Consider the following 20,068-nt stretch of genomic DNA (forward strand, 5'->3'; position numbering starts at 1 on the left):
CAGGGCCAGATGATGTGTGATCACAATTGTCGGCCGCCTGACTCATAGTGTCACATATTTTATCACCCCGTCATCAGGGATTTTCGCATAATGGATAATCTCAGCCCCAACCTGCCCTCATCCGAAGCACTCGACAGCTTCTGGATGCCGTTCACGCCCAACCGGCAGTTCAAAGCCAAGCCGCGCCTGCTGGTTTCGGCCAAAGACATGCACTACCAAAGCCATGACGGGCGCCAGATTCTGGATATGACGGCGGGGATATGGTGCTCCAACGCTGGCCATAACCGCCCGAAAATCGTTGAGGCGATTCAAAAACAGGCGCAGGAGATGGACTTTGCGCCCACCTTCAACATGGCCCACCCCAAGGTGTTTGAGTTTACTCATAAACTCAGCCAGCTTTTGCCCTATGATCTTAAGCGGGTGTTCCTGACCAATTCGGGTTCGGAATCCGCCGATACGGCGTTAAAAATAGCCCTGGCCTATCAGCGGGCGCGCGGGATGGCGGGTAAGGTGCGTCTCATCGGGCGCGAGCGCGCCTATCACGGCGTCGGCTTTGGCGGCATCAGTGTCGGCGGTATTCCCAAAAACCGCCTGTTTGGCCCACTGCTGAACGGGGTCGATCACCTGCCCCACACCTATCAGCCGGAACAGGGGCGCTTTATTAAGGGCGAACCGGAACATGGGCTGGACTCTGCCGAAGCGCTGGAGCGGATCATCGCCCTGCATGATGCCTCAACCATCGCCGCCGTGATCGTGGAACCCGTGGCGGGTTCTACCGGCGTTCTGGTGCCACCCAAGGGATACCTTAAACGGCTGCGCGAAATCTGCGACAAGCACGATATTCTGCTGATTTTCGATGAGGTCATCACCGGCTTTGGTCGATTGGGCGCGGCCTTTGGGGCAGAGTATTTCGGTGTGCGGCCTGATATTATGTGCATGGCCAAGGGCATCACCAATGCCGCCGTGCCGATGGGGGCCGTCGCTGTATCGAACCGCATCTATGACACCTTTATGCAGACGTCTGAGACACCGATTGAGCTGTTCCACGGCTATACCTATACCGGCCACCCTCTGGCCTGTGCGGCGGGGATCGCGACACTGGAAACCTATGCCGAAGAAGGTCTGTTTGAACGGGCCGCCGAGATTGCGCCCTACTGGCAGGAGGCGATCCATTCCTTAAAAGACACCCGCCATGTTATTGATATCCGCAATCTGGGCCTGATCGGCGGGATCGAGCTTGAGCCCCGTCCGGGGGCCGCGACCGTGCGGGCGATGGAGGTGTTCAACAAAGCCTTTGATGCCGGTCTGCTGATCCGCGTTACGGGCGATATTATCGCCATGTCACCGCCCCTGATCTTAGAGAAATCCCATATCGATCAGGCGGTGGAGATACTGCGTAAGGTCTTGGCGGGCACGGAGTAAGATACCCCTCCGTCGCGGACTTCGCCGCGCCACCTCCCCATATTGTGGGGAGGAGAATTTCAGCCATCTCCTCCCTACGCTTGCGTGGGGAGGTGGCATTTGAGCGGCAGCGAAAAATGACGGAGGGGTATTTACGGGCCAAAGTACACTGAGCGTAGCGAAGGACTTTGGGGCGAGGCCTATAACTGATCCGACTTATACAACGCCGGGAACAGCTTGACCCACGCGCCGGTGACAATCAGCGAGCCAATACCGCCAAATAGCGCGGCCCCGACCGGCCCTAAGAACCGAGCCACCACGCCGGATTCAAACTCGCCCAGTTCGTTAGACGCCCCGATAAACAGATAGGAGACCGAGGCCACCCGCCCGCGCATGTAATCAGGTGTCACGATCTGCACCAGCGTCCCGCGCACATAGACGCTGACCATGTCCGCCGCCCCTAGCACCACCAGTGCCGCCACCGACACCCAAAAGCTCTGGGATATGCCGAAAATGATGGTGCAAACTCCAAATATCGCGACCCCGCCATACATCCACTTACCGGCATGGCGTCGGATTGGGCGCCGCGCCAGCCACGCCGCCGTGACCATGGCACCTACCGCTGCCGAAGACCGCAATATGCCGTATCCTTCCGGCCCGACATGCAACACGTCCTTGGCGAAGATCGGCAAAAGCGCCGTCGCCCCACCCAGCAACACCGCAAACAGATCCAGCGACAAAGCCCCCAGCACGACCTTATTGGTCCAGATGTAAGAAAGGCCTTCCCTGACCATCTCCATCTTTGAGCCACCCGCATATTCCGGCTGAGTATTGGCCTTGATGTTGAGGATAATAATGCCGGCCATCACAAACAGGCCCGCACTGACCCCATAAGCAAAACCAGCCGACGCCCCGACCAGTAGCCCGCCCAAGGCTGGCCCCAGCACGCCCCCGACCTGAAAGGACAGGGAATTAATGGCAATCGCCTTGGGCAGCATATCGCGCGGCACGATCATCGGGCCAATACTGGAACCCGCCGGTGCGATAAATGACCGCGTCACTCCTAAAAACGCCGACAGCACAAACAACGCCCAGAACGGCGACCCCGGCGTCACCGCCAGCGCAAAAAACCCCAGCGCGATCACCGCCTGCGCGCCGATGGTAAAGCCCATCACCTTTTTGCGGTCATATTTGTCCACGACCACGCCGGCGGGCAGGGTTGTCACAAACATAGCAATGAACTGGCACAGCCCCATCAGACCAACATAGAACGCCGACTGACCGATCCCGACCGTTTCGCGCGCGGTCTCATAAATATGCCAGGCAATGGCCGCCGATTGGGCCGAATAGCTTAAGACCGAGATAAACCGCGCCAGCAGAAAACTGCGAAACGCCGGAATTTGCAGCGGGCCCTTATAAAGGGACGGATCGGATGGTGGCGTTTCAGCAGGCGGAACATGTGGAGTTTCTGGCACAAAAAAAGTCCCGAAATGGCGGATGCGCGCTCATATTGCGGCTTCCCTAATATGAGCGGAGGTCTTACACCAAGCCTCATGTCAAATACACCAAAATGTCTCACCGATCCCGTTCAGTTAACGCAAGAGCTAATCCGCCGCCCGTCCGTCACCCCCGCCGACGAAGGGGCGATGGATGTGGTGCAGGGCTGGCTTGAGGAACTGGGGTTTAGCTGTACCCGCCTGAAATTTGGTGAGATCGAAAACCTTTATGCGCGGCGGGGGACGGCCTCCCCCAATCTGTGTTTTGCCGGCCATACCGATGTCGTGCCGGACGGGGCCCGCGACGACTGGCGCTGCGATCCGTTTGCCGGTGACATCGAAGGCGGCGTCCTGACTGGACGTGGCGCGGTCGATATGAAAGGCGGGATCGCCGCCTGGATCGCCGCGGTCGCGCGATTAGAGACCATCCCCGGTTCGCTATCATTTCTGATCACCGGCGATGAAGAAGGGGTGGCCACCGACGGTACGGTAAAGGTCGTCGAATGGCTGAAAGACCGTGGTGAGATTATCGATCACTGCATAGTCGGTGAGCCGACCTCATCGGCGACGCTTGGCGACATGATCAAGGTCGGCCGCCGGGGTTCGATCAATGCGACCATCACCGTCACGGGTAAGCAGGGCCATGTCGCCTATCCCCAGCGGGCGCTTAATCCGGTGCCAATACTGGTCGATATCATGCAGACGCTGAACGCCCGCGTGCTGGATAACGGCTATGAGCGGTTTTTGCCGTCGAACCTCGAAATCACCACCTTTGATGTCGGTAACGCCACGACCAACCTGATCCCGCAAAAGGCCACCGGCCGGATCAATATCCGCTTCAATCCGGCCCATTCGGGGCAATCTCTGGCCGACTGGATGCAGAGCGTGTGCGATGAGTTTGCGCACAAAACGGGTGCGGCGATCGAGTTTAAGCCGACCATATCAGGTGAGGCCTTCCTGACCGAAGGCGGGCCGTTTGTCGATGTGATCTTGGCCGCGATCCGCGAGGTTTTAGCTACGGACGCTGACCCTTCAACGACCGGCGGAACGTCCGATGCCCGCTTTATCCGCAAGCTCTGTCCGGTTGTTGAATTCGGCCTGGTCGGGCAGACCATGCATCAGGTCAATGAATCGACGCCCATCGTCGACCTCGAAAACCTTACCCGCGCCTATCAGCGTTTGATTGAGATGTATTTCGAAAAATTCACCACCTAAGAACTCCCCCTGTTGCAGGGGGAGCTTTTATTTGATGAAAACATCAAATAAAAGAGGGGGTAATACCTGTCCCCTATATCGAACTCCGCCCTTCAAAATCAGGCTCCGCCTCATAGGTCACATGGGTCAGGAACAGCCCTTCCGGCGGAGCGACCTGCCCGCAGGCGGTGCGGTCTTTGGCCTCCAGCGCCGCCTTCACATCGTCAATATCCCAGCGCCCGATGCCGACTTCGGCCAGCGTCCCCACCATCGAGCGAACCTGGCGATGCAGGAAGGAGCGCGACGCAAACACCAGATGCACCTCATCCCCAACGCGGGCGACCCGCGCGATATCCAGCGTCTTGACTGGCGATTTGGCCTGACATTCTACATGGCGAAAAGTGGTAAAATCATGCAGCCCAATCAGGTGTTTCGCCGCCGTTTGCATGGCCTGCGCATCCAGCGGTTTCTTGACATGCCATACCCGCCCCAGATCAAGCGCCGGCGGCGCACGGCGGTTCAGGATACGGTATAGATACATCCGCCCCGTAGCCGAAAATCGCGCTGAGAAATCATCGGGCACAAGTGCTGAGTCCAGCACCGATACCGGCTCACCCATCAGATGCGCATTGAGCGCACCCGCCACGACCTCCCCGCGATAGGTTTTTTCCAGATCAAATGTGATTACCTGCCCGGTCGCATGGACGCCGGTATCAGTCCGCCCCGCCGCCGTCAGCCGCAAGCGCTCACCGGAAAATTTGAAGATTGCGTTCTCAAGGGCTCCCTGAACAGTCGGCAGGTCGCCCTGCGCCTGAAAGCCCTTATAGGGCCGCCCGTCATACTCAATAAGGCAGGAATAGCGCGGCATTAGTTAAGGCGATCCCCGACGTTAAGTCCTGCCCCGTTGAGAAAGGCCGCCGCATCCTGCGCGCCCTTGCCTTCGCGCTGCACCCGCAATAGCTCGATCACCCCATTGCCGGTCGCGATGCTCAGGCCGTTACCGATAAAGGTGCCGGCGGGCTGATCGGTCATCATATCCGACACCCGCGACATCAGAACCTTAAGGCGCTGCGGGCCTTTGGCGGTATCAAGCTCGCACCAGGCCCCGGGAAAGGGCGACAGGCCGCGGATATGAAAATCCAGTTCGCGCGCCGAGCGGCTCCAGTCGATCCGCGCCTCAGCCGGTGTGATCTTGGCAGCATAAGTCACCTCTCCCGCCTGCTCGCTGCCCGCCGCCCCACCGCGCTCAATCGCCGCCAGCGCCACCGGCAACAAGGCCGCTCCCGTATGGGCCAGCTTATCATGCAGGGTCTGGGCCGTATCATCGGGAGTGATTTCGACGCGGCCGGACAGGATGATCGGGCCCTCATCCAGCCCCTCACTCATGCGCATGACCTGCACGCCGGTAAAAGCATCGCCGGCCATGATCGCCCGCTGAATGGGGGCCGCCCCGCGCCAACGCGGCAGCAGGGAGGCATGCAGATTAAAGCAGCCCAGAGGCGGGTGATCCAGAACGGCTTTTTTCAGGATCTGACCGTAAGCCACAACGATACAGGCATCGATATCCAGCGCCTGAAATTCAGTGATGGCTTCGGCTGATTTCATGGAGGCAGGGGTGCACACCTCAATGCCCAGACTTTGCGCAAATTCATGGACGGGAGACGGTGATAACTGCTGACCGCGCCCTTTGGGTTTCGGGGGCTGGGAATAGACGCACACCACCTCATGGCCCGACGCCACCAGTTCGGCCAGAGCCTTCACCGCAAACTCAGGCGTTCCCATAAAGGCGAGTTTCATCATCCATCCTTAAAACAAAAAGCGCACCGTAAAGATGCGCTTCTTTGGAATATAATGTCCGGGCAATCAAGTCTTAAGCCGCGCGTCTCAGCTTCTTAACCTTGGTAATGGCGCGGTCGCGCTTCAGCTTCGACAGATGGTCGATGAACAGCACGCCGTTAAGGTGATCCATTTCGTGCTGGATGCAGGTGGCATAAAGACCATCGGCATCTTCGATAATCTCTTCGCCCTGATAGTTCAGATATTTGATCTTGACGCGGGCGGGGCGCAGCACTTCGTCATAGACTTCCGGCACCGACAGACAGCCCTCATCATAGGGGGATGTGTCTTCCGAGGCCCAGACAATCTCAGGGTTGACGAAATAGCGCGGGTGCTTTTCTTCGTTTTCCTGCAGATCCATGACGATAACCCGAACCGGCTCACCGATTTGGATGGCCGCAAGGCCAATGCCGGGGGCGTCGTACATGGTTTCCAGCATGTCATCCATAAGGGCGCGCAACGCATCGGTCACACCACCTTCGACGGGTTTGGATATCTGCTTCAGCAGGGGATTAGGAACGGTTATGATTTCACGTATGGCCATGGCGTAAAAATAAGGATCACGCCGCATAACGTCAAGCGGCGATCATTCTGCGGCTGACGATTCCAGTTTATTCAACAACTTAGTCTGGGTTTCAAGCTGATTTAACTCCGGCAAGGTCTTGCCTTCGTGGTCAACGCTCAGGTCCTCGAACCGGCGCGCCTGGGTCAGCACCTTGGTCTCCAGTGAGCCGACAAAGGCATTATATTTGCCGACCGCGGTATTCAGTGACTTGCCCAGATCAGCCACATGCCCGCCCATGACCGACAGGCGTGCATAAAGCTCACGGCCCAGTTCGGCCACACTTTGCGCATTTTTCATCTGATCCTCGACCCGCCAGCCATAGGCCACAGCCTTACACAGCGCAAACAGGGTGGTCGGCGTGACGATAATCACCTTACGATCCATCGCCTCATTCATCAGATTGGGCAGCCGCTCCAGCGCCGAGGCTAAGAAACCATCGCCCGGGATGAACATGGCCACAAAATCGGGTGAAGCATCCTTAAACTGATCCCAATAGGCCTTCTGCGACAAATCCCGCACATGGGTTTGCAGGGCGCGGGCATGACGCATCAGGTGCATTTCTCGCGCCTCATCATCGACCGCTTCCATCGCCTCCAGAAAGGCGGTCAGATTGACCTTGGCATCGATGACAAATACCCCGCCGGGCAGTTTCACCGTCACATCGGGACGCCGGCGCCCTTCTTCGGTATCGAGGTTGTGCTGCTCGGTAAAATCAAAGCGCGTCAGACCGGCGGCCTGCAACACATTGCGCAGTGTCTCCTCCCCCCACCGGCCCTGCACGCCGGCCCCGCGCCGCAGGGCATTGGCCAGCTTGGCCGTCACATCGCGTGTGGCGGTCGACGCCGTCATCAGGTGCTCAATCTGCTGCTTCAGCCCGCCGGTATCCTTATGGCGGTTTTCTTCCATTTCCTTAACCTGAGCCTCAAAGCGCGTGAGGGTTTCCGACACGGGTTTGAGGCTGGAATCCATGCGCTCCAGTGCCAGTTTTTCGCGCGCCACAAACGATTCTTCGGCCCGTTTCAGCAGACCTTCGGCAGTTTGTTCCATAGCCTGAAACGATGCGGCCTTGAAATGCTCGCTCATGGCCGCACGGGCGTCTTCAAGGTTACGTGCCCGCTCTTTCACCTGCGCCAGTTCAGCCGTGGCATCCACCAGCCGGTCGTTCAAATCTTCATTTTTGGTGCGCAACCGGCGGGCCTCAGCCACACTGACATACCAGCCACCGGCAAAGGCCAGCGCAACTACAATGAGGACAACAGGTAGAATAATTTCGTTCATGAAATGTTCTTATTTGATTTTTAGTGTTCTGGCAAGCATCATATACAGATTCTTATATGGGGCGAATGACCGATGCACACGGCTGAGTTTTTGAAAAAGGTACTGACTGGCCGCACACCCTGGACCTATTTTTACGTCTTTCTGATCCCGTTTGTGAACTGGTCGTTCGCCCATGTGCCGTCCATTCCCATGCCTGACGGCGGAGCCTGGCCGCCGCTGGCGATTGTCACCGGCTTTATTCTGGTGGCACGCGATTTCGCCCAGCGCGAGGTCGGCCACCATATTTTCGTCGCCGTCTTTATCGGCATGGCGGTGTCATTTCTGATGGCCCCGCCCGCGATTGCCTTTGCCTCTGCCGCCGCGTTTTTAGTGTCGGAAGTGGTTGACTGGGCGATCTATACCTTCAGCAAGCGCCCTTTGTCTGAGCGGGTAATGATATCGTCAATCGTCGCCGCCCCGCTCGATACCACCCTGTTTTGGGGGCTGGCGTCCTTAAGCGCCGAAGCATCGGGCACATTTACGCCGCTGACACTTCTGACCGCTGCGGCCTCCAAGCTGGTTGGGGCCTATGTGGTTTATCTGTTACTGAAGCAGCGCGAGAAAAAAGCGGCGATCACGCAGGAAAAACTACCGGATTTGTTTTAATATGTACCGCAGTCACAATATCTTTGACCCGGAGAAGGAAGCACGCTGGTGGTGGGTCAAAATAATACTCTTCACACGCATCTATGTCGTTTTATCTGCGCTTCTAATCAGTGCGTTCGCATATTTTATTTATGATTTAAGAGGTCGTGTTGCCTTCTATTATGTCTTCATAGACGCCTTATTCTCATTAATTTATCTGCCTCACATATGGCCTGCCGGTTTGCGAACTACCATTACACATTTAACCCTTAGTAGCCTATGGGTTGCGGCACTCTGGCAAGTTGCCCCCTATGCCTGCGCATGGATTGAACGCTTAAATTAAGCCTTCAGCGTCGCCTCAAGCCATTCCATGTCCTCATCGGACAGACCAAAGTGGTGACCGGCTTCGTGGATCAGGACGTGGCTGACAAGGTGATTAACATCAACGCCCGTCTCGATCCATTCCTCCAAAATCGGGCGGCGGAACAGGTGGATCATGGCGGGCAGATCGCCGGTCATGGCCTCAGTCTCTGCCGGTCGACCGCTATAAAGGCCCGTCAGTTCAAACGGATATTCAATCCCCAGATCAGCCAGCATTTCTTCGGACGGAAAGTCCTCAACGATCAGGATGACGTCTTTCAAATAGCCCGCAAACGGTTCGGGCAGCTTTTGCAAAGCGGCCCGCGCCATAATTTCGATATCATCTAAAGACGGCGCGGAATTAAAATTCACTTTCATATCTCGTCCGTAAAACCTGAATTTTGGATGAGATGCTAGGCGTCAAGCGCCGCAGGTACACATAGTACCTGCAAGCGATGACAACGCAGCAGATCGCCTAAAGGCAGGTTTTACCCCCCTATGTCTTCGGGAAGGCCGACCGCATGAAAGCCCGCATCAACGTGGATGACTTCGCCGGTCGTCGAGAAGCCGAGGTCAGACGCCAGCCACAACGCCGCACCGGCCACACCTTCCATCGAGGTTTCTGCCTTCATCAGGGAGAACTGGCCCGACTTGGCGTGCAAGCCGCGGCCACCGGAGATACCGGCCAGAGACAGGGTGCGCATGGCGCCGGCCGAGATGGCATTGGCGCGGATGCCCTTGGGGCCGAGGTCACGGGCGATGTAGCGTGTTGAGGCCTCAAGCGCCGCCTTGGCCACGCCCATGGTGTTGTAGTTAGGTATTACGCGCTCCGACCCCAGATAGGTCAGGGTCACCAGCGAGCCGCCATTTGGCATAAGCTCAGCGGCGCGGCGTGATACGTCCACGAACGAAAAGGCCGAGACGTTCAGAGCCAGCAGAAAGCCTTCGCGGGTCGTGTTTTCAACGAAGGAACCTTGCAGTTCGTTCTTGTTGGCAAAGGCGACCGAATGGATGACGAAATCGATTTCGCCGTAGATTTCCTTCAGTTTGGCAAAGGTGGCATCCATCGAGGCATCGTTGGTGACATCGCATTCGATCAGGTGCTTGACGCCAATCGATGCGGCCAGCGGCTCAACGCGGCGCAGCAGGCTGTCACCCATGTAGGAAAACGCCATGTCGGCACCTTGCGCTGCCAGTTGCGAGGCGATGCCCCAGGCAATGGACTTGTCATTGGCCACACCCATGACCAAGCCCTTTTTGCCTTTCATCAGGTCGCCCGTAGGGAATTTCCAGCCATCATCAGACATCTTAAAACCTTTATTACAAATCAGCTTGGGAAAGGATCAGCGACCCGTTGGTGCCGCCAAACCCGAATGAGTTCGACATGATCGATTCCAACGCGCCATCACGACGTTCGCGCAGGATCGGTAAGCCCTCAAACGCCGGATCGATCTCGTCAATGTGAGCTGACTTTGTGGCAAACGATGAGCGCATCATCAGCAGACAATAGATCGCCTCCTGCGCGCCTGCTGCCCCCAAGCTATGACCGGTCAGGGATTTGGTCGAGGAGATCAGCGGCATGGCCTCGCCGAACACGTTCTTGATCGCGCCGATTTCGCGCTCATCACCGATCGGGGTCGAGGTGCCGTGCGGGTTGAGGTAGTCGATCTTACGACCGCCCGCCATCTCCAGCGCCATTTTCATGCAGCGCTCAGCGCCTTCGCCGGAGGGGGCGACCATATCATAACCGTCGGAATTGGCGGCGTAGCCTACGATTTCGGCCCAGATATCAGCACCACGGGCCTTGGCATGTTCATATTCTTCCAGCACCAGAATGCCCGCACCACCGGCGATGACAAAGCCATCGCGGTTTTTATCATAGGCGCGTGAGGCGACCGAAGGCGTGTCGTTATAGCCGCTCGACATCGCGCCCATAGCGTCAAACAGGTTGGACAGCGTCCAGTCCAGTTCTTCGGTGCCGCCGGCAAACATCACGTCCTGCTTGCCCCAGGCGATCTGCTCAGCCGCAGCCCCGATGCAGTGCACGGATGTGGCACAGGCCGATGAAATTGAGTAGTTGACGCCGCGGATTTTGAACCAGGTCGCCAGCACACCCGATGGGCCGGAGCACATGGCTTTGGGCACAGCGAACGGCCCAATACGCTTGGGCGAGCCCTTTTCGCGGGTGATATCCGCGGCCTCGACAATCGCGCTGGTAGACGGGCCACCGGCACCAAAAATAATGCCGGTGCGGTCGTTGGAAATGTCTTTTTCTTCCAACCCGGCCATGGCAATGGCCTGATCCATGGCGATATGACCGTAAGCCAGTCCGGGCGACAGAAAACGGGCGGCGCGACGGTCAATAAGTTGCGTCCAGTCGCCAATTTTCGGCGCGGCATGAACCTGACACTTAAAGCCGCGATCCTTGTATTCGGGAGCGGCCACAATACCTGAGCGGCCTTCGCGCAAGGATGCGGTCACCTCATCGGCCCCCGTACCAATGGAGGACACAATCCCAAGACCCGTTACGACGACTCTACGCATATTCAATTATCCTCGCTGATCCTAAATCAATGCTCAGTTTGAGGGTTAAGCCGCCAATTAAACCAGATCCTTGGCATCAAACAGGCCGACCCGCAGACCGGAGGCGCTGTAGATCAGTTTATCGTCGGCATAGACCGAGCCGTCGCCAATGCCCATGATCAGCTTACCGGCCATGACGCGCTTCATATCGATCTTATAGGTCACTTTTTTGATGTCCGGCGTGACCTGACCGGTAAATTTCACTTCGCCGACGCCGAGGGCACGGCCACGGCCCGGATGGCCCGACCAGCCGAGGAAGAAACCAACCAGTTGCCACATGGCATCAAGCCCCAGACAGCCCGGCATGACCGGGTCACCGAGAAAGTGGCAGGCGAAGAACCACTGTTCCGGCGTAATATCCAGTTCCGCTTCGATATAGCCCTTGTTGAACGCACCGCCGTCCTTGGTGATCAGCATGATGCGATCCATCATCAACATCGGCGGCGCCGGAAGCTGCGCATTGCCGGCCCCATACATCTCACCGCGCCCGCAGGCCAGAAGGGCTTCATAATCAAACGATGACGGACGATCGGACATACGGCAATAAGACTCCGGGGGCGGCACAGCACCTGCATCACAGGTTGAGGGCGAACCGCTCAGGTTTGTAAGAACACGAAATGATGCGTTACACGACCGCGCGCGTCGTCTCAACCCTTTTTAGTCGCCATTTGCGATGAACGAAGGTTTTATCAAAGCTTTCCTGAACGAATAGACAGGGGATCAGGGCGCTCACAGACAGGTTTGGTCTGCGCGCCCCACAAAGCATCCTTATGCACCCACCCCCGCTGCGAGCCTACCCCGATCTTACACCAGCCATCCTTGCATTTATCAAGCGACACCAAAACCCGCGGCCGAATAATCGCCTTAGTACGGGCCTCAGGCTTTGGCGCAGCTTTCAGTTCCAATTTGCGGTCGGATGGGGTTAACGCATTTGTTTTCCCGGACAAAAGACTTGCCGCCACCCAGCCGGTATTGCCGTCCGGATCACAAATCAGCCGCCATTCGCGAGTCTCAGAGATGATCTGCACCGGCAGACCTTTGACGCGGTAAGCCCACAGAATTTTATGATCCTTGGACGGGCCGGCGCGGGTGTAGATTTTATTGGAGCGCATAATGCCCCAGCGCGGCACCGGATTGCCAGAGGGCGTATCTCCAGATGACTCAGGCGTGACAGCGCTATCATCGGCCAAAGCGGCGCTACCACCCAGCGAAACCATCAGCACCGCCGCCAAAACCGCCAGCATCCGGTTGATTTTCCTGAAAAATGACGGCAATCGCATGCTTAAGTCTCGACCTTGCCGCCAAGATTGATTATGGACTGTTACAGGAGTTGATACAGGACGGGACATCGGGCTTCGGTGCAGGTTTCCATTGGGGACTTACGGCACGGTTCGGTGAACACCAATGACGCTTTCGGTCAGGTTTTAAAGACCGCAGGTTCAGATTTGGTTAACATAATCATAATAGCCCGCCACCTGAAGACTTCGGCCATTGCCTGCGAATACAACCGGAGCCACAAGACCTCATCATGAGCGCCAAAAAGCTTAAAGTCTTCGTCACCGTCAAATTGCCTGACAGCGTGGAAACACGCCTGCGCGAACTGTTCGACACGACCCTGTGTCCGGACAAGCGCCCCATGCCGCGCGACAAGCTGTTGGAGGCGGCGCAAACGGCTGAGGTCATCGTGTCTTCAATCAATGATCAGATTGATGCCGATTTTTTTGCCACCGCCGGTGAACAGCTTAAAATGGTCGCTAATTTCGGCGTCGGTTACGACCACATCGATATCCAGAGCGCCGCCGACAAAGGCATCATCATCACCAACACCCCCGGCGTCCTGACCGAAGATACCGCCGAAATGACGATGGGCCTGATACTGGCTGTGGCGCGCCGCTTTGTCGAAGGCGCCGAAACGGTTCAGCGCGGTGAATTTTCGGAATGGTCACCGACCTTCATGATGGGCCGGCGTATCTATGGTAAGCGTCTGGGCATTATCGGCATGGGCCGCATCGGTCAGGCCCTGGCCCGCCGCGCCAAGGCCTTTGGCATGAGCGTCCATTACCATAACCGCAAGCCGGTCAGCGCCCGCATCGCCGAAGAAATTGGGGCGACCTACTGGGATAATCTCGACGACATGCTGCCGCGCATGGATGTGGTCTCGGTCAACTGCCCGCGTACATCGGAAACCTTTCATTTGCTCAATGCCGAGCGCCTCGGCCTTTTGTCGCCCACCGCCATCATCGTCAATACGGCACGCGGTGAGATTATCGATGAGACGGCCCTCGCCCATCTGCTGCGCGAACATAAGATCGCGGGCGTCGGCCTTGATGTCTATGAGCGCCTGCCGGGCATCAATCCGGAACTGTTCGGCCTGCCCAATGCGGTGCTGTTGCCGCACATGGCCTCCAGCACCATCGAAGCCCGTCAGGACATGGGCGACCGGGTGATCCTGAACATCAAGACCCTTCAGGACGGCCACCGCCCGCCCGACCGGGTTATTCCGGCGATGATTTGAGAATACGGAGAAAAGTTTCGGCACTACGTGCCAAATACATTTTCTCCGGTTCAATGACGGCAAACCTACGCTCGAAGCGGTTCTTCGCTACGGTTTGACATTATTATACTCCCCCGGCATGCCGGGGGAGGTGGCAGCCCGCAGGGCTGACGGAGGGGGGCCTCTTACTTAAATCAACCCGAACTTACCCGCCATATCTTTAAGCGATACCAGCGGCCTTGGCCCATAGTGGCTGATGACTTCCGCGGCGGCCATGGCCCCCAGACGGCCACAGGTATAGAGATCAAGCCCGCGCGACAGGCCAAACATCGCCCCCGCCGCATACTGATCACCGGCCCCGGTCGTATCGACCAGAGTATCAACATCAAACACCGGCACCAGAACCGTGTCATCCTTAGTGAGGATCACCGAACCCTGATCCGAGCGGGTGACAAAGGCCAGATCGACCTTTGCGCGCAAAGCAGACTGCGCCGCAAAGAAATCCTCAGTCTCATACATGGCCAGCAATTCATCTTCGTTGGCAAAGACGATATCGATATGCTGATCGATGAACGGCAGTAAATCCGCGCGCCAGCGATCGACCACAAAGCGGTCCGACATGGTAATCGCCGTCTTGCGACCCGCCGCCCGGGCCAGTTCCGACGCCTTGACAAAGGCTTCGCGGCCCGACGGCGTATCGAACAGATAGCCCTCAAGGTAGACGATGTTCGACGCCTGAATAAGCGCCGCATCGACATCGGCAGGCCCGACTTTCGCCGCAGCCCCCAGAAACGTCGCCATAGTGCGCTGAGCATCAGGGGTGATATTGATCAGGCAACGTCCGGTAGCCGAGCCATCGGTCAGCACCGACGTGTCAAACTGCACGCCCTGCGCCTTCATGTCATGGCGGAAGACCTTGCCCAGTTCATCATCAGCGACTTTACCGATATAGCCGCACTTACCGCCCAGAGACGCCGCCCCGGCGATGGTGTTCCCCGCTGATCCGCCCGACGCCAGTTCGGCCTGCGCCATGACGCCGTAAAGGCTCAAAGCCCGATCCTGATCGATCAGGGTCATCGCCCCCTTGGCTAGATTTTGCGCGGTCAAAAACGCGTCATCGGCAGGTGCCAGAACATCGACAATGGCGTGGCCAACGGCGGTGACATCATAGGGTGCGGTCATGAAATAATATCCGTTTGATTTTTCAATCCTCATGCGCATAAAACGCCTCATGAGCAAGTCTTTATTGATCCTGACACCCAACCCCGATCATCCGTCCCATCACGGGCGCTGGCCCTATGTGCTGGAAGCCTTTCGCGCGGCGCTGTACGATCTTGATCTGGATGTGTTCGATCAGCCGTGGTCGGAACCGGTGAGTAAGCCCTATGATCTGATCTGTCCGCTGGTGGCGTGGGGCTATCATAATGCGCCCGATGAGTTCCGGCGCGCCCTGGCCCAATTCAAAGCCAAAGGACATCGCGTACTCAATCCGGTGGAGATCGTGGCGTGGAATATCGATAAGCGTTACCTGCGCGATCTGGCGCAGGCCGGGGTGCGTACCATACCAACCGCCTTTGTTGATCAGTTGACGCCGGAAAATATGGCGGCGGCCCGTGCGGATTTTGGGCAAGAGGCTTTAGTTTTAAAGCCTGTCGTGTCAGCAGGCGCCAAAAACACCCTGATTTGGGAAAAGACCGAAGTGCCGGAAGATGCCCCGCAAGATGAGGCCATGATTCAGCCGCTGATGCGGGCCATTCAGACCGAGGGCGAATGGTCGCTGCTGTTTTTCGGCGGCGAGTTTTCCCATGCCGTGCTGAAAACCCCCAAGGCTGGCGATTTCCGCTCCCAGCCTGATTATGACGCCCATTTGCGGGTCGAGATACCGCCGGATGAGGCCTTGCAACTGGCCTACGATGCGCTTGAGTTTGTCGGCCGCGATCAGGTGCTCTATGCCCGCGTCGATATGGTCCGCGATGATCAGGGCCGGTTCTGCCTGATGGAACTGGAACTGATCGAGCCGGATCTGTACTTGAAATACGACGAAGATGCACCGGAACGTCTCGCCAAGGCCTTCGCGGCGGCCCTGCATATTGGCTGTGGGTGTCACTAACCTTAAGAACTCCCCCTCTTGGAGGGGGAGCTTTGCAAGTATCTACGATACGCGCAAAGAGGGGGTAACCTTACGGCCATTTACCCCACCTTCCGGCCTGATAAATCAGGCCTCCCTCCTCCCCTGCAACAGGGGAGGTTCTATATAGCACTCTCAAACTTTAACGGACGCGACATCAGCGCCGAAACCGTATCTTCGACACCGGCCTCACCGGCCAGAATAGCGGCCACGGCCTCGCAGATCGGCAGTTCGACACCCAGCTTATGGGCCAAATGCACCACCGCCGGTGCCGATTCGACCCCTTCGGCGACCGAGACCTTACCGGCCAAAGCCTGTTCCAGCGTCTGCCCGCCGCCTAGCGCTAAGCCCACACTCATATTGCGTGACTGCGGCGACGAACAGGTCAGCACCAGATCGCCCAGCCCGCACAGGCCCGCCACAGTTTCGGGTTTCGCCCCCAGGGTCACGGCAAAGCGCAGAATTTCAGCAAAGCCGCGTGTGATCAGGGCGGCGTGGGCGTTGCGTCCCAACCCGCGCCCTTCGGAAATCCCACAGGCAATCGCCAGCACGTTTTTCAGCGCCCCCGCCGCTTCCGCGCCGATCATATCATCGGAATGATATGGCCGGAACGTCGGCGTCGCCAATGTATGAATAATCTGCGCCCCCAGGTCGACATCGGGACAGGCCAGCGTCACGGCTGCAGGTAGTCCCTTAGCCACTTCAGCGGCAAAACTTGGGCCCGACAGGACGGCGGGTGTGGCATTTGGCAAGGCTTCCGCCAGCACTTCGTTCATCAGCGCATCGGTGCCGCGCTCAACCCCTTTGGCACACAAGACGATCGGCACACCCTCACTGATGAACGGTGCCAAGGCCTTCAAGGTTGCGCGCATGTGCTGGGCGGGCGGCACCGCCAGTATCAGTTCACACTCGGCCAGATCGCTAAGGTCAGCGGTTGCCTTGACCTGCGGCAACAGGTCGATGCCTTTAAGGTAAATTTCATTGCGATGGGCCGTATTGATCGATCCGACCACGTCGGCCTCACGGGCCTGAAGAATCACCTCACGCCCGGCCCGCGCACAGACCTGCGCCAAAGCTGTGCCCCACGCACCGGCGCCAATAACACCTATCTTATCGAAATGGTCCGCATGTTTGAGTTTCTTCACGCTTTCGCTCCCTTACGGCCACTCAGTTTATGGACGGGCGATGATGCCGCCGCCGCTTCATCCAGCGGCCAGCGCGGCCGCGCCACAGTGGCCATTGATCCCAACATGTCACTACGTTGATCCGCATCCATCAGGCTGAACCGTTCCAGTCCGGCCAAGGCAATCATAGCCGCGTTGTCGGTGCAATAGGCCATCGGCGGTGCCACGAACCTAAAGCCATGTTTATCCGCAAGTTTTGTCAGCTCAGCCCGCACGGTCTTATTGGCGGCCACGCCGCCGGCCACCACAAAGGCGGGCCTCTTATCACCGGCTTCAAACGCCGTCATCGCCCGCTCAGATCGTTCACACAGTTGCCGCGCAATCGCCGCCTGAACTGAGGCACACAAATCGGCGCGGTCTTGCGGTGTTTTCACGTGATCCGTGGCGACCTTGGCCGCCGCGGTTTTCAGACCCGAAAATGAAAAGTCGCAGTCTTTTCGCCCTAACAACGCCCGCGGCAGGGTAAAGCGCGTCGCATCCCCCTCTGCTGCGCATTTTTCAAGCGCCGGACCGCCCGGATAGCCCAGCCCTAAAACCTTGGCGATCTTATCGAACGCTTCGCCCGCCGCATCGTCTATGGTTGTCCCAAGGCGTTGATAATCACCAACGCCGCGCACATTCAGCAACTGACAATGACCGCCGGAAACCAGCAGCAACAGGTACGGAAACGCCACCGGCTCGGCCAAAAGCGGCGACAGGGCATGGCCTTCGAGGTGATTGACCCCGATCAGCGGCAAACCCCGCGCCAACGCAAAACCCTTGGCAAACGATAGCCCGACCATCACCCCGCCGATCAAGCCAGGCCCTGCGGTCGCCGCCACCGCATCCAATTCGGCCTCATCAAAGCCTTTAGTTTTGGCCTCAGCCAGCGCCCGGCGGCACAGATCATCAATGGTTTCGACGTGAGAGCGGGCAGCGATTTCCGGCACGACCCCGCCATAGACGGCATGGGCGGCGATCTGGGAATGGATGACCGAGGATAACACCTCGACCTGCCCGCCCCTTTTGCGCACTACCGACACGGCGGTCTCATCACAGCTTGATTCCACACCCAGCACACACAGGTCATCATCCGGTGCGGGCTTTTGCGATGGATCGGAGATTGCTAAGGTCATCAGGCTCTTGTAACGGGGTACATATTATCGATTGGCCACTGTCTTTCCCGTCAGATGGGCGTGCGTCAAGCGTTTTGCCAGCTTTTTTGAGTTAAACACCTCATGACACGACTGAAAATCGGCACCCGCGGCTCCAAACTGGCCACCACCCAATGCGGCTGGGTCCAGCGTCAGATCGTCGCGGCTTTAGGCGAAGATGTGGCCCGCGTCGATGAGATTGCCCCGCTTACCATCATTTCGACCCAGGGCGACCGCATTCAGGATCGCCGCCTGATCGAGGCGGGTGGCAAGCAGTTGTTCACCAAGGAAATTGAGGACGCCCTGCTGCGCGGCGATATCGATGTCGCCGTCCATTCGCTCAAAGACATGCCCGCCAATGAGGTCGAGGGCTTAAGCATCGCCGTCTTTCCGGTGCGCGAAGACCCGCGCGACGCCTTTGTCAGTTTTAAATATCAGAGCCTTATGGATATGCCCGCCGGTGCGAAACTTGGCACGGCCAGCCTGCGCCGTCAGGCTCAGGCGCTGAATGTGCGCCCCGATATTGAGGTCGTTATGCTGCGCGGCAATGTCGATACCCGCCTGAAAAAACTAGAAGCCGGTGAGTGCGACGCCATATTGCTGGCGACGGCCGGTCTGAACCGGCTTGGGCTGTCGCAGCATATCAAATCCTATATCGACCCCGATCAGTTCGCCTCAGCCCCCGGTCAGGGCGCTTTGGCGGTGCAGTGCCGCACGGCGGATCTGGATCAGGACTGGATCCGAAAACTGCACCACGTGCCGACCCACATCTGCATATCCGCAGAGCGCGGGGCGCTGGAGGCACTCGAAGCATCATGCCGCACGGCGGTGGGCGCCTATGCCAAACTCAGCGACGACCACACCCTGACCCTGTTTGCCGAGGCCCTGAGTGCCGATGGCACGACCCGCTGGCAACGGCGGGCAAAACTGGCCCATCCGACGGTGGAGAGTGCGCGCACTCTGGGCATCCGGCTTGGGCACGAAATCCGCGAAGAAGCGGGCGACGACCTCATTCAGTATCTGGGTTAAGCCATGAAGGTGTGGGTCACGCGGGTGGACAACCGGGCGCATAAGACCGCCGCGGCGGTTGAGGCGCTGGGGTTTGCGGCTCTGATCGACCCGGTGCTTAAGATCGAACGCCTGTCAGCCCCGTCCCTGACCGATAGCTTTGATGCCGTCGCCTTCACCAGCCGCAGCGCGGTTGAAATCTTTGCCAAGACTTACCCCTTACGCGCTGCGACGACGTTTTGCGTTGGTGACGCTACCGCTGAGGCCGCTCGCGATCATGGTTTTGCCACGGTTTTGAGTGCCTCCGGTGATGCCGCCGCCCTGTTCGAGTTGATCCTTGAGCACAGGCCGCAGGCCGTCATCGTCTGCGCCCCTGAAATACCGGCGGCTCCTCTGGCACAGTGGTTGACTGATGCGGGCATAAGCGCGCACGAATTACCGCTTTACCGCACGGTGACGATCTTTCCGGATACCGCCCTGTCCGCCATAGAGGATATAGATATTATCCTCCTCCATTCCCCTAGGGCGGCACGGTTTATCGGCGAAATGCTGCGCAAAAAAACAAGCCCTGCAACTGTCAAACACCTGACCTTTATAGCCATTTCCAAGGCGTGCGCTGAGGCACTGCTCACCGGCCTGAGCGCGCCTGCCGGTAACCCAAATGATGCCGAACGCGAAAATGTGTCTGAAATTTCACCTAAAGTGCTGATTTCGCAGTTCCCAGACGAAGCCTCTATGCTTATGCTCCTGAGCGATATTCCGCGCTAACCCTTTTAAGATACGC

Annotated in this window: 20 protein-coding genes; 7 read left to right on the forward strand and 13 right to left on the reverse strand. The window is 58.0% G+C overall.

What is annotated here, in order from left to right:
- The first annotated feature begins 90 nt into the window (after positions 1-90).
- Entirely contained in the window at positions 91-1,422 is a 1,332-nt protein-coding gene (aptA, locus tag PQU98_RS08220) for an omega-aminotransferase AptA (protein WP_272744417.1), read from the forward strand.
- 179 nt (positions 1,423-1,601) lie between these two features.
- Here the strand turns inward: aptA and PQU98_RS08225 are convergent, their stop codons facing one another.
- Entirely contained in the window at positions 1,602-2,876 is a 1,275-nt protein-coding gene (locus tag PQU98_RS08225; RefSeq protein WP_272744418.1) for an MFS transporter, read from the reverse strand.
- Between the two features lie 78 nt (positions 2,877-2,954).
- On the opposite strand from PQU98_RS08225, the gene dapE reads away from it, so the two are divergent.
- A complete protein-coding gene (gene dapE / locus PQU98_RS08230) occupies positions 2,955-4,112 on the forward strand; it encodes a succinyl-diaminopimelate desuccinylase (RefSeq protein ID WP_272744419.1) in 1,158 nt (385 codons plus the stop codon).
- Positions 4,113-4,185: 73 nt separating this feature from the next.
- Here dapE and truA read toward each other — a convergent pair whose 3' ends face one another.
- The 4 genes from truA to PQU98_RS08250 form a co-directional block, all read right to left on the reverse strand.
- On the reverse strand, positions 4,186-4,959 hold the full coding sequence (truA, locus tag PQU98_RS08235; protein ID WP_272744420.1) for a tRNA pseudouridine(38-40) synthase TruA: 774 nt from the start codon (positions 4,957-4,959) through the stop codon (positions 4,186-4,188).
- Positions 4,959-5,888 (reverse strand): methionyl-tRNA formyltransferase, encoded by a 930-nt coding sequence (gene fmt / locus PQU98_RS08240; protein ID WP_272744421.1) that lies wholly within the window; start codon positions 5,886-5,888, stop codon positions 4,959-4,961. The genes truA and fmt overlap by 1 nt, the downstream gene beginning before the upstream one ends.
- A 73-nt stretch (positions 5,889-5,961) precedes the next feature.
- Entirely contained in the window at positions 5,962-6,471 is a 510-nt protein-coding gene (gene def / locus PQU98_RS08245) for a peptide deformylase (RefSeq protein WP_272744508.1), read from the reverse strand.
- Between the two features lie 42 nt (positions 6,472-6,513).
- On the reverse strand, positions 6,514-7,770 hold the full coding sequence (locus PQU98_RS08250) for a DNA recombination protein RmuC (RefSeq protein ID WP_272744422.1): 1,257 nt from the start codon (positions 7,768-7,770) through the stop codon (positions 6,514-6,516).
- A 90-nt stretch (positions 7,771-7,860) separates the two neighbouring features.
- Here PQU98_RS08250 and PQU98_RS08255 point away from each other — a divergent pair, with 90 nt between their 5' ends.
- The gene (locus PQU98_RS08255; RefSeq protein WP_272744423.1) at positions 7,861-8,415 is read left to right on the forward strand and encodes a VUT family protein; all 555 of its coding nucleotides are present in this window, start codon (positions 7,861-7,863) and stop codon (positions 8,413-8,415) included.
- Between the two features lie 318 nt (positions 8,416-8,733).
- Here PQU98_RS08255 and PQU98_RS08260 read toward each other — a convergent pair whose 3' ends face one another.
- From PQU98_RS08260 to PQU98_RS08280, 5 genes are all read right to left on the reverse strand, one after another.
- Positions 8,734-9,132, reverse strand: coding sequence for a metallopeptidase family protein (locus PQU98_RS08260; RefSeq protein ID WP_272744424.1), 399 nt, complete (start codon positions 9,130-9,132; stop codon positions 8,734-8,736).
- A gap of 110 nt (positions 9,133-9,242) precedes the next feature.
- Positions 9,243-10,061 (reverse strand): enoyl-ACP reductase FabI, encoded by an 819-nt coding sequence (locus PQU98_RS08265; RefSeq protein ID WP_272744425.1) that lies wholly within the window; start codon positions 10,059-10,061, stop codon positions 9,243-9,245.
- A gap of 13 nt (positions 10,062-10,074) precedes the next feature.
- A complete protein-coding gene (gene fabB, locus PQU98_RS08270) occupies positions 10,075-11,298 on the reverse strand; it encodes a beta-ketoacyl-ACP synthase I (protein WP_272744426.1) in 1,224 nt (407 codons plus the stop codon).
- A 57-nt stretch (positions 11,299-11,355) separates the two neighbouring features.
- The gene (gene fabA / locus PQU98_RS08275) at positions 11,356-11,874 is read right to left on the reverse strand and encodes a 3-hydroxyacyl-[acyl-carrier-protein] dehydratase FabA (protein WP_272744427.1); all 519 of its coding nucleotides are present in this window, start codon (positions 11,872-11,874) and stop codon (positions 11,356-11,358) included.
- Between the two features lie 152 nt (positions 11,875-12,026).
- Positions 12,027-12,617 carry an SH3 domain-containing protein gene (locus PQU98_RS08280; RefSeq protein ID WP_272744428.1) on the reverse strand — a complete coding sequence of 197 codons (591 nt, stop codon included), beginning with the start codon at positions 12,615-12,617 and terminating at the stop codon, positions 12,027-12,029.
- Positions 12,618-12,865: 248 nt separating this feature from the next.
- Here PQU98_RS08280 and PQU98_RS08285 point away from each other — a divergent pair, with 248 nt between their 5' ends.
- Entirely contained in the window at positions 12,866-13,852 is a 987-nt protein-coding gene (locus PQU98_RS08285) for a 2-hydroxyacid dehydrogenase (RefSeq protein ID WP_272744429.1), read from the forward strand.
- A 168-nt stretch (positions 13,853-14,020) separates the two neighbouring features.
- On the opposite strand, the gene PQU98_RS08290 is transcribed toward PQU98_RS08285, so the two are convergent.
- Positions 14,021-15,013, reverse strand: coding sequence for an adenosine kinase (locus PQU98_RS08290; RefSeq protein WP_272744430.1), 993 nt, complete (start codon positions 15,011-15,013; stop codon positions 14,021-14,023).
- Between the two features lie 49 nt (positions 15,014-15,062).
- On the opposite strand from PQU98_RS08290, the gene PQU98_RS08295 reads away from it, so the two are divergent.
- Positions 15,063-15,941 carry an ATP-grasp domain-containing protein gene (locus PQU98_RS08295; protein WP_272744431.1) on the forward strand — a complete coding sequence of 293 codons (879 nt, stop codon included), beginning with the start codon at positions 15,063-15,065 and terminating at the stop codon, positions 15,939-15,941.
- A 140-nt stretch (positions 15,942-16,081) separates the two neighbouring features.
- Here the strand turns inward: PQU98_RS08295 and PQU98_RS08300 are convergent, their stop codons facing one another.
- On the reverse strand, positions 16,082-17,104 hold the full coding sequence (locus PQU98_RS08300) for an NAD(P)H-dependent glycerol-3-phosphate dehydrogenase (RefSeq protein WP_272744432.1): 1,023 nt from the start codon (positions 17,102-17,104) through the stop codon (positions 16,082-16,084).
- Positions 17,101-18,258, reverse strand: a complete 1,158-nt coding sequence (gene tsaD, locus PQU98_RS08305; RefSeq protein ID WP_272744433.1) for a tRNA (adenosine(37)-N6)-threonylcarbamoyltransferase complex transferase subunit TsaD — start codon at positions 18,256-18,258, stop codon at positions 17,101-17,103. The genes PQU98_RS08300 and tsaD overlap by 4 nt, the downstream gene beginning before the upstream one ends.
- Positions 18,259-18,360: 102 nt before the next feature.
- On the opposite strand from tsaD, the gene hemC reads away from it, so the two are divergent.
- Both hemC and PQU98_RS08315 read left to right on the forward strand, forming a co-directional pair.
- Positions 18,361-19,305: a hydroxymethylbilane synthase gene (gene hemC, locus PQU98_RS08310; RefSeq protein ID WP_272744434.1), complete on the forward strand. Its 945-nt coding sequence runs from the start codon at positions 18,361-18,363 to the stop codon at positions 19,303-19,305.
- 3 nt (positions 19,306-19,308) lie between these two features.
- Positions 19,309-20,052 (forward strand): uroporphyrinogen-III synthase, encoded by a 744-nt coding sequence (locus PQU98_RS08315; protein ID WP_272744435.1) that lies wholly within the window; start codon positions 19,309-19,311, stop codon positions 20,050-20,052.
- Positions 20,053-20,068 lie beyond the last annotated feature (16 nt).

The sequence above is a fragment of the Asticcacaulis machinosus genome (genome assembly GCF_028550435.1).
Lineage (GTDB): Bacteria > Pseudomonadota > Alphaproteobacteria > Caulobacterales > Caulobacteraceae > Asticcacaulis > Asticcacaulis machinosus.